9 protein-coding genes are annotated in these 11,538 nt (G+C 52.7%); 2 read left to right on the top strand and 7 right to left on the bottom strand.

From position 1 onward, the window contains the following. Positions 1–153: 153 nt before the first annotated feature. From fdhE to fdnG, 4 genes are read right to left on the bottom strand one after another with little or no spacing between them, the layout of a single operon-like run. Entirely contained in the window at positions 154–1,041 is an 888-nt protein-coding gene (gene fdhE, locus GW590_RS21520) for a formate dehydrogenase accessory protein FdhE (RefSeq protein ID WP_169405128.1), read from the bottom strand. Then, positions 1,038–1,679, bottom strand: coding sequence for a formate dehydrogenase-N subunit gamma (fdnI, locus tag GW590_RS21515; RefSeq protein ID WP_169405127.1), 642 nt, complete (start codon positions 1,677–1,679; stop codon positions 1,038–1,040). The genes fdhE and fdnI overlap by 4 nt, the downstream gene beginning before the upstream one ends. Next, positions 1,672–2,562 carry a formate dehydrogenase subunit beta gene (gene fdxH, locus GW590_RS21510; protein WP_169405126.1) on the bottom strand — a complete coding sequence of 297 codons (891 nt, stop codon included), beginning with the start codon at positions 2,560–2,562 and terminating at the stop codon, positions 1,672–1,674. The genes fdnI and fdxH overlap by 8 nt, the downstream gene beginning before the upstream one ends. Positions 2,563–2,569: 7 nt before the next feature. Then, positions 2,570–5,620: a formate dehydrogenase-N subunit alpha gene (gene fdnG, locus GW590_RS21505; RefSeq protein WP_169405206.1), complete on the bottom strand. Its 3,051-nt coding sequence runs from the start codon at positions 5,618–5,620 to the stop codon at positions 2,570–2,572. A 404-nt stretch (positions 5,621–6,024) separates the two neighbouring features. Between fdnG and GW590_RS21500 the strand changes: the two genes are divergently transcribed. After that, entirely contained in the window at positions 6,025–6,414 is a 390-nt protein-coding gene (locus GW590_RS21500; RefSeq protein WP_169405125.1) for a hypothetical protein, read from the top strand. Between the two features lie 98 nt (positions 6,415–6,512). Here the strand turns inward: GW590_RS21500 and fabF are convergent, their stop codons facing one another. Together fabF and GW590_RS21490 are read right to left on the bottom strand one after the other, a co-directional pair. Continuing rightward, positions 6,513–7,787 carry a beta-ketoacyl-ACP synthase II gene (fabF, locus tag GW590_RS21495; protein WP_169405124.1) on the bottom strand — a complete coding sequence of 425 codons (1,275 nt, stop codon included), beginning with the start codon at positions 7,785–7,787 and terminating at the stop codon, positions 6,513–6,515. A gap of 170 nt (positions 7,788–7,957) precedes the next feature. Then, positions 7,958–8,578 carry a TetR/AcrR family transcriptional regulator gene (locus GW590_RS21490; RefSeq protein WP_169405123.1) on the bottom strand — a complete coding sequence of 207 codons (621 nt, stop codon included), beginning with the start codon at positions 8,576–8,578 and terminating at the stop codon, positions 7,958–7,960. 346 nt (positions 8,579–8,924) lie between these two features. On the opposite strand from GW590_RS21490, the gene GW590_RS21485 reads away from it, so the two are divergent. Beyond that, a complete protein-coding gene (locus GW590_RS21485) occupies positions 8,925–9,545 on the top strand; it encodes a trimeric intracellular cation channel family protein (RefSeq protein WP_169405122.1) in 621 nt (206 codons plus the stop codon). 82 nt (positions 9,546–9,627) lie between these two features. Here the strand turns inward: GW590_RS21485 and ligB are convergent, their stop codons facing one another. Beyond that, positions 9,628–11,322 carry an NAD-dependent DNA ligase LigB gene (ligB, locus tag GW590_RS21480; protein ID WP_169405121.1) on the bottom strand — a complete coding sequence of 565 codons (1,695 nt, stop codon included), beginning with the start codon at positions 11,320–11,322 and terminating at the stop codon, positions 9,628–9,630. Between the last annotated feature and the right edge of the window lie 216 nt (positions 11,323–11,538).

Genomic DNA, 11,538 nt, shown 5'->3' with positions numbered 1-11,538 from the left:
TGATTAAGAATATTCCACGTTAGCCTGAACTGCGTGAAATGGCCAAACCATCCGTGGCTTTTTATTACTGCTCGGCAACAAAATAAAAAGCCCGAACATTGTGTCGGGCTTTTTGACCGCCGCTTATTGCGGTTTATATCGGGACGGCGATCGCTACTCCTGCGCCCCCGGTAACAGCAACGGATTAATGCCGCTACAGCGGTAACCACGCGTCTCCATTTCCATATCGAGAAGCAGTGAAGCCAGGCTGTCAGCCATGGCGTCCACCTCACTATCCTGTTCCGCATACAGCGCCTTCAGATAGCTATGACAGGTATCGCAGCTTTCCGCTTTTACCACGGCATTGGATTTATCAATCGACCAATACTCCACTTTTTCATCCTGCGGGCAAACGCTACAGGTGCTACGCACCTTATGCCATTGGCATTCGCACAGTGAACAGTGCAAATAACGCAGGCCTCGCGGTTCCCTGGCATGGATCACACTGGCGACCGGCGGACTGCCGCACAGCGGACAGAGCTGGCGTGACTGACCATAATCGGCAGAGGGCAGAACAGTGGTGGCGGCAGCCAACTGCGTCCAGTAGAGGCTGATAGCCGCCCAGATAAACAGGCTATCGGTAGCGCTAACCTGTTGAAACTGGCCGTTAAGCAGTTCACTGGCCCAGCGTTGGCGATCTGCTCTGGTACTGTCACGCAGTGCCCGGGCAGCAGGACGCACATGGTCAGGTGCCGTGGTCAGCATCTGATCAAGTATCGCGTCCAGCGCCTGTTGCCAATATTCGCTGTCCAGCCACGCCGTGCCTTTCAGTGACGCAGAGGCAGCGGCTTGCTCGGCTAAGGCTGCCGGAAGCGGGAAGCGCTCGCAGAAGGCCTGCTGAGCCTCCACCAGCGCAGCGCTAAACAGCAGATAATCTGCCATCGACGCATTGGCCGCCAGTCCGCGCAAGCGCGCCGCGCGCCCGGTGTAACGGGTTAACGGCGCACTGCGCAGTACATAAGGGATCGGACCGTTTTGTGAGGCAGAAGGAGGCGTGATCATGATCTATCCTTCGCCTGTTTAGCCATCAGCTTGCGATACCAGCGAGGATGGTGTTTCCTCGCCCACGGCTGCGTTACCCGCCCCTGCACCATGCCGCGAATCGAGCCTTTAACCCAGAATGCCATATAGACATGGATCAGGATGGCATGGATAAGCACAATGGCCGCCGTGGCGTGGATAAGTAAACAGACGCGAATCAGCGGGATAGGAAAATACCCGGCGAAAAAAGGTCGCCAGATAATCACGCCGGTAATCCCCAGCACCGATACCAGGCCGATAATGCTCCAGAACATCAGTTTTTGACCGGCGTTATATTTGCCGACGTCAGCGACCTTATGCTCATTGCCTTTCAGCACTTCGACAATATTCTTCAACCAGGGAATATCTTCCCGCTCTGGAATATTGTGTTTAACAAAGCGGAAAAACATCACGATCAGCAGGCAGAAGATGGCAACGCCAAAGAAAGGGTGCAGGATGCGCCCCATCTGCGGAGTACCAAAGGTATCGGTCAGCCATTGCAAGGTGGGGAAAAACAACGCCATACCGGACAGCGCCACCAGGATAAAGCTGATCACCACGCACCAGTGGCAGGCACGATCGATAAATCGAGTGCGCAATATTTCAGGCTGCTTACTCATGGATATCCTCCTCTGATTTTTCCAGTTCTTCGGTATTTGGCCCAATGCCGACATAGTGGAAGATCAGGCTGGCAAAGGTGGCAATAAAGCCGAGTGCCGCCACCGGTTTGAGCACGCCTTTCCACAAATTGATTGGCGTGGAAATAGAGGGATTTTCCGGCAAGCCGTGATACAACCCTGGCTTATCGGCATGGTGCAGAACGTACATAACATGGGTGCCGCCCACGCCTTCCGGGTTATAGAGCCCGGCATTAGTGAACCCGCGAGATTTCAGTTCGGCAATCCGCGTGGCGGCCAAATCCAGCATATCCTGTTTAGTGCCGAAATTAAGCGCACCGGTAGGACAGGTTTTGACACAGGAAGGCTCCTGACCCACCGTGACCCGATCGACGCAAAGCGTACATTTATAAACCCGGTTATCCTGCGGATTAAGGCGTGGAATATTAAACGGACAGCCAGCGATACAATAACCACAGCCAATACACTGCTCTGACTGAAAATCCACAATGCCATTTTTATACTGGATGATCGCCCCGGGGGATGGACAGGCCTTCAGACAACCCGGATCGCTACAGTGCATGCAGCCGTCTTTACGGATCAGCCACTCCAGCTTGTTGTGCTCATTTTTGACTTCGCTAAAACGCATCACCGTCCAGGCTTTGGCGCTCAGGTCGGTGGGGTTATCATAAATACCGACGTTATGCCCCACTTCACTGCGAATATCGTTCCATTCTGAGCAGGCAACCTGACAACCTTTACAGCCAATACAGGTGCTGACGTCAATCAGCTTGGCCACTTCCATTTTAAAATCACGAGCCTGCGGTGGCGGCGTGAGATCGTTGGTGGCTGAACGTTTGATAATATCCTGAGATTGCATTGACATAAGCGCCTCACACCTTCTCAACGTTGACTAAAAACGCTTTATATTCCGGCGTTTGCGAGTTCGCTTCACCAATACTGTGCGTCAGCGTATTGGCCAGGAAACCTTTGCGGGTTGCCCCGGTAAAGCCCCAATGGCAAGGAATACCCACCGTTTCGATCTGTTCCCCGTTGACCGTCAGCGGATGCAGGCGCGCGGTCACGACCGCCTTGGCCCTGATATAACCTCGTTGTGAAGAAACACGGATCGCATCCCCGGTAGCAATGGATTTTGCCTTTGCCAACTGTTCACTGATTTCCACAAACTGCTCTGGCTGAGCAATGGCGTTGAGCAGAGCGTGCTTGGTCCAGTGACGGAACAGTTCGGTAATGGAATAGCTGGTGGCGACATACGGGAAATCCGCAGCCTTGCCTAACGCCTTCTTATCACGAGGGAAAACGCGAACTACCGGACTTGATACCACCTTAGGATGCAGCGGATTGGTGCCGATCGGCGACTCCATTGGCTCATAGTGTTCCGGGAAAGGCCCGTCCACCATTTTATTGAGCGAGAACAGATGACCCAAACCGTCCGGTAACATGATAAATGGCGACACTTTTTTATCTGGTGCGCTATTAACCGGGAAGTCAGGAACATCCAGTCCGTGCCAGCGAGTACCATCCCACTCCAACAACGGACGTTTCGGATCCCAGGCCTTGCCGGACGCATCCGCAGAAGCGCGGTTATACAGAATGCGGCGGTTGGCCGGCCATGCCCATGACCAACCAGAAACAGAGCCCAGCCCGGAAGGATCGGTATTGTCGCGGCTGGCCATCATATTGCCCGCTTCCGTCCAGCTGCCGGCATAGATCCAGCAAAAACTGGCGGTACTGCCGTCGTCTTTCAACTGCGCAAAGCTGGCGATCTGCTGACCTTTTTTCAGTACCAGTTTGCCCTGGTCGTCAAAGATATCCTGCAGTGCGCTGCCGTTGGCTTCGCGCGCCACCTCTTCAGGCTGCGGATCGGTGGGATCACGGTAGTTCCAGTTCACACTGAGGAAAGACTCAGCCGCTACGCCCCCTTCATTTTGATAGAGTTCGCGCAGACGGGTAAACAAACGCCCGAGGATTTTGGCATCGTGCAATGCCTCTCCCGGCGGGGCTACTGCTGCCCAGTGCCACTGTAGCCAACGAGAAGAGTTGGCGATAGAACCGTCTTCTTCCGCAAAACATGAGGAAGGTAAACGGAAAACCTCGGTCTGAATGGCAGCACTATCGACGTTGTTAAACTCCCCTTCGTTTTGCCAAAAGCTGGCACTTTCCGTCGCCAGCGGGTCGATCACCACCATATATTTGAGTTTTGAAAAAGCCTGAGTGGCTTTGTTTTTATCCGGGAAGGCCGCCAGTGGATTAAAGCCCTGAATAAGATAGCCATTCATTTTGCCATCCAGCATCAGCTCGGCCTGGGTGGTCACATCGTAGCTTTTATCCCACTTCGGCAACCAGTCAAAACCCCAACTATTTTGTGCCGTCGCCTTGTCGCCATAAATACTCTTCATCAGGCTGACAAAGAATTTTGGCGTATTTTGCCAGTAGTTGACCTCACCGGCGCTAAGCGTTGCGGGAGTGATGGCACCGAGAAAACTTTCCAGCGTGGTCTGCTTTTCGGAAGGCAATGGCATATAGCCTGGCATATTGAGGGAAAGCAGCCCGAGGTCGGTGTAGCCCTGAACATTGGAGTGACCGCGCAGAGCATTAATACCGCCGCCAATCATGCCGATATTACCGAGCAGCAGCTGGATCATCGCCGCACAGCGGATAATCTGCCCGCCATTGGTGTGATGCGTCCAGCCAAGGGCATAGAGAATACTGGCGGTTTTGTTGGTGACGCAGGTGGTGGCCAAAGTCTGGCAGACGGTAAGGAAATCTTCCTTCGGTGTACCGCAGATATTGACTACCGCGTCGAGGGTATAGCGGGAGACATGTTCTTTCAGCAAATTCCACACACAGCGCGGATGCGTTAAGGTTTCATCACGTTTTGCCTGACCCTTTTCATCCAGCTGATACTGCCAACTGGTGGTGTCGTAACGGTGGGTTGTCTGGTCAAAGCCACTGAACAAGCCTTCGGTAAAGGCGTAGTCATCGCGCACCAGCAAAGTGGCATTGGTATAGGATTTCACATACTCATGCTGGATCTTGTCATTTTCAATCAAATAGTGGATCACGCCCAGCAGGAAGGCGGCGTCGCTGCCCGGACGGATCGGCGCATAGTGGTCGGCTACAGCGGCTGAACGATTAAAGCGCGGATCAACCACCATCACCTGGGCATTATTGTGCTTCTTGGCTTCGATAACCCACTTGAAGCCCACCGGGTGCGCCTCCGCCGGATTGCCACCCATAATCAGGATGACATCCGCGTTTTTAATATCAATCCAGTTATTGGTCATCGCTCCGCGGCCAAAGGAAGGCGCCAGAGCGGATACGGTTGGACCATGGCACAAACGCGCCTGATTCTCGACGGCCAGCATGCCCAGGCCACGAGAGAACTTATAGTCGAGAGCGCCGGTTTCATTACTGGCGGCGGAGGAACAGAGCATACCGGTGGTCGTCCAACGGTTAACGACCACACCATCTTTATTCTTTTGCTGGAAATTGGCATCGCGGTCGGCTTTCATCAGCCGTGCAATGCGATCTATCGCCTCGTCCCAGCCAATGCGTTGCCATTGGTTTGAACCCGGGGCACGATATTGAGGGTACTGTAATCGCTCCTCGCTATGAATATAGTCGATAAGTCCTGCCCCTTTGGGACAGAGTGAACCTCGACTGACGGGGTGATCGGGGTCACCCTCGATATGGAAAATAGCGTCACGGGCATTTTTTGCCCCGTCACCCAGACTATAAATCAGTATTCCGCAGCCTACTGCGCAGTATGTACAGTTATTCCGTGTCTCTTTGGCTCGCAGCAACTTGTAGCTGCGCGGGGCAGCAAGTGCAGTTGCAGGTGAAAAGCCCAAAGCAGCAAGCGTGGTACCTGCCATCCCTCCAGCGCAGATCTTGAAAAAACCTCTTCTGTTGGTCTCTATCATTTCATTGCTCACTATTTTTTTTATTATTAGAGCTATCGACCATAACAAGGTGGATAAAAACACTATTGCGTTAGATCAATAAAAAAAATTCTTATTATTTATAAAGTATCGCAGCCTGACTTTATTACTCATTTAGGATCAGCTTCACACCCCCAATGGTGGCGTAATGCTATAAGCCAGAAGGGATGTACGCGATTTATCAGGTAAGAGCACCTTGCACGGCCAAGCTATAATGCGTACATGGACTGAGTGTCAGTTCTCCGCAGCCCCGTGAGGATAGCGTATGCAGTTGTTACCGAGTGTGACAATGGCATGCGCAGAGATTGACGGCATCCCCTTTACCCCTTATATCAGTCGGAGAGTTTGTCTCTGTTGAGTGTTTGACCCCTGAGGGGAATGAAATGAAGAAGCTTGCTGTATCACTATTGACCCTGAGCCTGCTTTCACCGCCGCTGGCACTGGCACATGGGGGACATGGTGGTCCCGGACATGGATTTAATATCTTACCCGATGCCGCTGTTGCCGTGGTGATTGGTGGCTTGACCTACTGGGCACTAAACGGAAATTATTACCAGAAACAAGGCGATGATTACGTAGAAGTCAATGCACCGCCGCAGGATACCCCGCCACCGCCTGACTATGATGCTGAACCGCAGGAATATGATTCTGCGCCGCCAGACCTTACCCCGCTTGATTTCCACGGTGAACGTTTTTACGTTAGCCATGGTCATTATTACAAGCGCGATCCTTCTGGCGACTTTTATGAAATCCCTCGACCAGAGGGTTTATAAAGGCGTAAAAAAGCCCGCTTAACATGAACTGTCCAACTTTATGGGGTCAGTCCATTAATAGCGGGCTTTTTACTTATTGTCAGCGGGCAGAAGGAGACTTAGTCTTCCCAGCGCTTAAGCAATACACAGGCATTGACGCCGCCGAAGCCAAAACCATTGGATAAGGCATAAATAATGTTATGCGCTTGCGCCGTGTTACCAATGATATTCAAGCCTTCTGCTGCCGGATCTTTATTCTCAAGATTCAGCGTTGGCGGCACGATTTGATCGCGGATAGCCAGTACGGTGAAGATGGTTTCCAGACCACCCGCCGCGCCAAGCAAATGCCCGGTTGCGGATTTGGTGGAGGTGACAGCCAGCTTGCCGTCGGTACCAAACAGGGTTTTTATGGCGTTGATTTCACCCAGGTCGCCAACCGGCGTTGAGGTGGCATGGGCGTTAAGATGGTCAACCTGCTCAGGTTTAATGCCTGCCTGGCGCAAAGCAATTTTCATTGCACGACCCGCACCATTGCCATCTTCGGCACCGGAAGTCATATGGTAGGCATCACCGCTGGTGCCGTAACCGACGATCTCGGCCAGAGGTTTGGCACCACGCGCGAGCGCGTGTTCCAGCTCCTCAATGACCAGCATGCCAGCCCCTTCGCCCATAATAAAACCATCGCGCGCACTATCAAAAGGGCGTGAAGCTTTTTCAGGCTGATCGGTATGGCCGGAAGACATGGCTTTGGCAGCCGCAAAACCGCCAAGGCTTACGGTATCAATGGCCGCTTCCGCACCACCACAAATGGCAATATCGGCCTCATCGTTACGGATCAGACGTACTGCATCACCGATAGCCTGCACCCCGGCCGCACAGGCGGTCACCGGTGCGCCAATCGGCCCTTTAAACTGATGCTTGATCGACACCTGACCAGAAGCCAGGTTGACCAAAAATGAAGGCACCGTAAAAGGCGACAAACGTTTTGCGCCACGGCTATCGTTGGTTCTTACCGCATGAGCAATGGCCGGGAAACCACCAATACCGGAACCGATAACGGTTGCAGTGCGCTCCTGTTGTTCCGCCGTTTCTGCCTTCCAGCCAGCGTTTGCAATCGCTTTATCCGCAGCAGCCATAGCGAACAGAATAAAACGGTCCATTTTCTTTTGGTCTTTCGGCGCAACGTGCTGATCGACATCGAAGCCGGATTCAGGATCCTGCTCGAGGGTTTGTACCTGGCCTCCGATTTTTACCGTCAGCGTCTCGACGATCTCATCCGGCAATACACGGATACCTGACTGACCAGCCAAAAGCCTTTTCCAGATTGTATCGATATCACAACCGAGCGGGCTCACCGCCCCCATACCAGTAATTACTACGCGACGATGAGTCATAAAAATTCCTCTAAGGATCATTCTGTTTAGGTTGAGATGAGGGGAACACCCCGGGCATCTCACAGCATCGGTATCCCTGATAAGCGGACAGCGCGAGAGCTGGAATTATTTAAATAATAAGTAACGAGTCACGCGGATGGAAACTTGTCACTTCTTTACTGCCAGTGCGTTTACCTGGCCAGACTGCGTAATACCAAATTGGTGATCACGACGACACGCTCTTCCAGTTGCTCAGGCGTTTTCTCTTCAAGCATCAACGGATGCGAAAAAGGCGTCATCACACTGGCAATTGCCATACAGACTTCATCAATTGGCGTTTGGCATTCAAATTCACCGGCTTCGCGCCCCTCGGCAATCACCTGTTTAATAATGCCAAACAGCGCCGCACGGTGATTATTGGCCGAGCTCCAGTGATTTGCCGCTGCAACAGCGGCAATGTCATGCAACTTTCTTTCTTCGAAAAACAGCGCCAGACTTTTTCTCATCAACGAAGTGAAGATATCGCGCAGACGCTCGGCGGCACTTTGCTCACGCCGGGCAATAGTGCGCAACGCATCATCGATCTGCCCCAGGGAATGGCTACATACTGCTTCGCCAATTGCCTGTTTCGACTCGAAAAACTTGTAAATATAGGCACTCGACACCCCAATTGTCTTGGCCAGGTCAGCCACCGACGTTTTGGCATAGCCATAGTGACGAAAATGATCCAGCGCAGCCTGAATGATCTGCTGGCGGCGTTCATGCATAGCGGGCCCGCGCAGCGGCAATACCACCGGTGTTTCGGGTTTCATGCTGTGCTCCTGGACAAAAAAATAAAAATGTTGGTCGCTGCATCAGCGGTTAACAGGTGACGAATATACACACTCGTAACCAAGCAAGTATACTTAATTTTCGTTTAATCCCTTAAAAAACGTCATTATCAGCCAACACCCTTCAACATATTCACTTTATTTAATCTAATGTGAATACAGAAAGCATGATGAAAAAATTAGGCTAAAATGCACTATATACAGCATGACAAGATAAGATTAACTAATTCGATTGCCTTGCCAAAAGAAAAACTCAGTCGAGACGCTAAGCAAAGGTCACTACCCTATAGTCAGTAAATCTCTTTGCATTCTCGACTGGCGAAATCTTATGTTGCTCACTGTTCTTTATATTATTGGTATTACCGCAGAAGCCATGACCGGCGCACTGGCGGCGGGTCGCCGGAAAATGGATGTGTTTGGGGTAATTATTATTGCCTCGGCTACGGCAATAGGCGGTGGGACCGTGCGAGATATGGTGCTAGGCCACTATCCGCTAGGTTGGGTAAAACATCCGCAATATATTCTTATTGTGGCAGCGGCGGCGATCCTGACCACCTGGTTGGCCCCGCTGATGCGGCATTTACGTAAACTGTTTCTGGTACTGGATGCGCTGGGGCTGGTGGTATTTTCCATTATCGGTACCCAAATTGCCCTGGATATGGGCCACCCGCCCTTGATTGCCTCTATTTCCGCAGTGATTACCGGCGTCTTTGGCGGCGTACTGCGCGATATGCTGTGCAATCAAATTCCGCTGGTGTTTCAGAAAGAGATTTATGGCGGGATCTCATTTGCCGCCGCCTGGCTATATATCACGTTGCAATACTTCTCCTTGCCACAAAATATGGTGGTGATTGTCACCCTGCTGGCAGGTTTTATTGCCCGACTTATCGCCCTGCGCTTTAAACTTGGCTTACCGGTGTTCCACTACCCCGACTCGGATCATCATTAACCCCGTGCTTTTGGTGCTGGACGGCCATGGGTTCTCTGCCCCTCTGCCGAGGAGTATCTTGTCATCGTCGGCAAAGCGCTGGCTAATCAAACGCTGGCAACTGCTGCTGATGTAGCGTCGCCATCATCGTCACCACGCAGGGATGATGCAGAAAGCGCTGGATTTGCCGGGCGTTTTTCGGCCCTATTCCCTGGCCCGTCAGCCACTGTTGTTCGCTGAATTGCTGCAACTGCCGCCAGCTCATCCGTTGCGCCATTGGCAACCCGGCCGTGGGAAAACCGAGGGCCGACAGCCAGCGACGCAGGCTTTGCTGGCGAGAGAGCTGAATTTGCGCCACCAGTTTTTGCGCCTGTTTGCTGCCAACCCCCGGCAACTGGGCCAATTGCTCTTCGGTCAGGAAAAGCCAGTCAATTAATGAATCAAGCAACCGGGCATCGAGCAATTTCTGCCATGTCGCAGGGCCAAGGCCAGCCATATTCAACCCCTGCGGACCACTGAGCCACACCAGCCGCGAAAGAAACTGCGCGCGGCAACCCTCCACCGGGGTAAAACAGGAGAGAAAGTCCAGCGGCGGTCCCTCAGGTTCTATCGCTTTATCGCGAACGGCTACGCGCCAGACCACCTCGTCGATACGGGGTATCCCCTGCCCGGCAAGACTGACCGCCACCCGATCACCAATAACGATATCCCAGGCTTTTAGCCGCTCTGGCGAACCCAGGCTCACCCTCGCCACCCGCTTGTCATCGAGAGTAACCGGCTCCAGCAGCAGTACCACCGAGCGCTTGCCACTGCGCCCGACAGAGAGTTCAATCCCGGTGACATCGGTAATTTTCTGCACCACAGGATATTTCCAGGCCACCGCCCACGATGCCGTTTTGTTTCGCCACAGCCGCCCCTGGGGTTCCTGTTGCTGGCGGATCACCACGCCGTCGGTAGCAAAAGGCAGTGCCTGCTGATACCAGGACTCTCGCCATTGACTGACCTGCTCCAGACTGCTCACCGGTTGGGTAAATTTTTGACTAAGCGGAAAACCCAACTCGTGCAGTTTTTGCAAACGTGCCGGCATCGTCTGTGGCCCGTCTGGCCATTCCCAGATAAACACCCCGATTTGCTGCATAATGTCTGGTGATAATGTGCGGCGCATCAGGGCACCGGCAACTTTGGATCTGGCGTTCAGCCCGCCGGAGAGCTTTTGTTGATGACCGTTCATCAGCAAAAAAAGCTCGCCCTGCAACACCAGTTGCCCGGAGGTATCGGCAATTTCTTGTGGTATAGCCGGGATATGGCGGCTTTTTGCGGTCCAGTCCTGACCGTATTGACCATCGCCGCGGCTTAACATGGTGGTCAGACGCCCTTGCTGATAGACCAGCGTCACCGCTATGCCGTCAATTTTGGGCTGTACCCATAAATCCTGTTTGCCGCGCATCCATTTGGCCACCTCTTGCGCGGAGGGCATTTTTTTCAGGCCGGTATGGGCAACAGGGTGAAGGTTTGGCTCGTTACTTTTGGGGGGATTGAGCTCACTGACCGGTTTTTTGGCGCATCGCAACCAAAACCGCTGCTTTTCGCGTAAATTATCGTAGACCGCATCTTCTATCAGGCTGGTGCCCTGTTGATGATAGGCAATATCCCAGCGCTGCAGTTGCGCCGACAGTTGGGCAATCTCCCGTTCAAGCCGCTGTGATGACCAATCGGGGCAGACTACGGCCGCTGACGAATAGTTAAATAGCGAAATAAAAGCGCAAAAGATCAATGTAATAAGCGTTAGGTAGCGCATGGCAACTCTCCTTGTTTCGCCTATTCAACGCATTTTCCTTTTGCTCTGCCAGACGTAATGCGCACAGCCGGGAGAAACCGCAGCACTTTATTATCCCACTAAACAAATTGTCATTTTTAAATGGAATCCATCCCGCAAAAAAGTTACTTGCCACTATTTTCTGGTGATTACTTGCGTTGAAATGCGTGTGAACGCTGCACCGAAAGCGGTGAACGT

Source organism: Rouxiella aceris, assembly GCF_012933545.1.
In the GTDB taxonomy this organism is placed as follows: domain Bacteria; phylum Pseudomonadota; class Gammaproteobacteria; order Enterobacterales; family Enterobacteriaceae; genus Rouxiella; species Rouxiella aceris.
This window is presented reverse-complemented; position numbering and strand designations above follow the sequence as displayed.

What these genes read in the sequence shown, in the direction of transcription:
- fdhE (WP_169405128.1), bottom strand. Translation starts at nt 1,041, where the DNA reads ATGATCACGCCTCCTTCTGCCTCACAAAACGGTCCGATCCCTTATGTA.
- fdnI (WP_169405127.1), bottom strand. Translation starts at nt 1,679, where the DNA reads ATGAGTAAGCAGCCTGAAATATTGCGCACTCGATTTATCGATCGTGCC.
- fdxH (WP_169405126.1), bottom strand. Translation starts at nt 2,562, where the DNA reads ATGTCAATGCAATCTCAGGATATTATCAAACGTTCAGCCACCAACGAT.
- GW590_RS21500 (WP_169405125.1), top strand. Translation starts at nt 6,025, where the DNA reads ATGAAGAAGCTTGCTGTATCACTATTGACCCTGAGCCTGCTTTCACCG.
- fabF (WP_169405124.1), bottom strand. Translation starts at nt 7,787, where the DNA reads ATGACTCATCGTCGCGTAGTAATTACTGGTATGGGGGCGGTGAGCCCG.
- GW590_RS21490 (WP_169405123.1), bottom strand. Translation starts at nt 8,578, where the DNA reads ATGAAACCCGAAACACCGGTGGTATTGCCGCTGCGCGGGCCCGCTATG.
- GW590_RS21485 (WP_169405122.1), top strand. Translation starts at nt 8,925, where the DNA reads ATGTTGCTCACTGTTCTTTATATTATTGGTATTACCGCAGAAGCCATG.
- ligB (WP_169405121.1), bottom strand. Translation starts at nt 11,322, where the DNA reads ATGCGCTACCTAACGCTTATTACATTGATCTTTTGCGCTTTTATTTCG.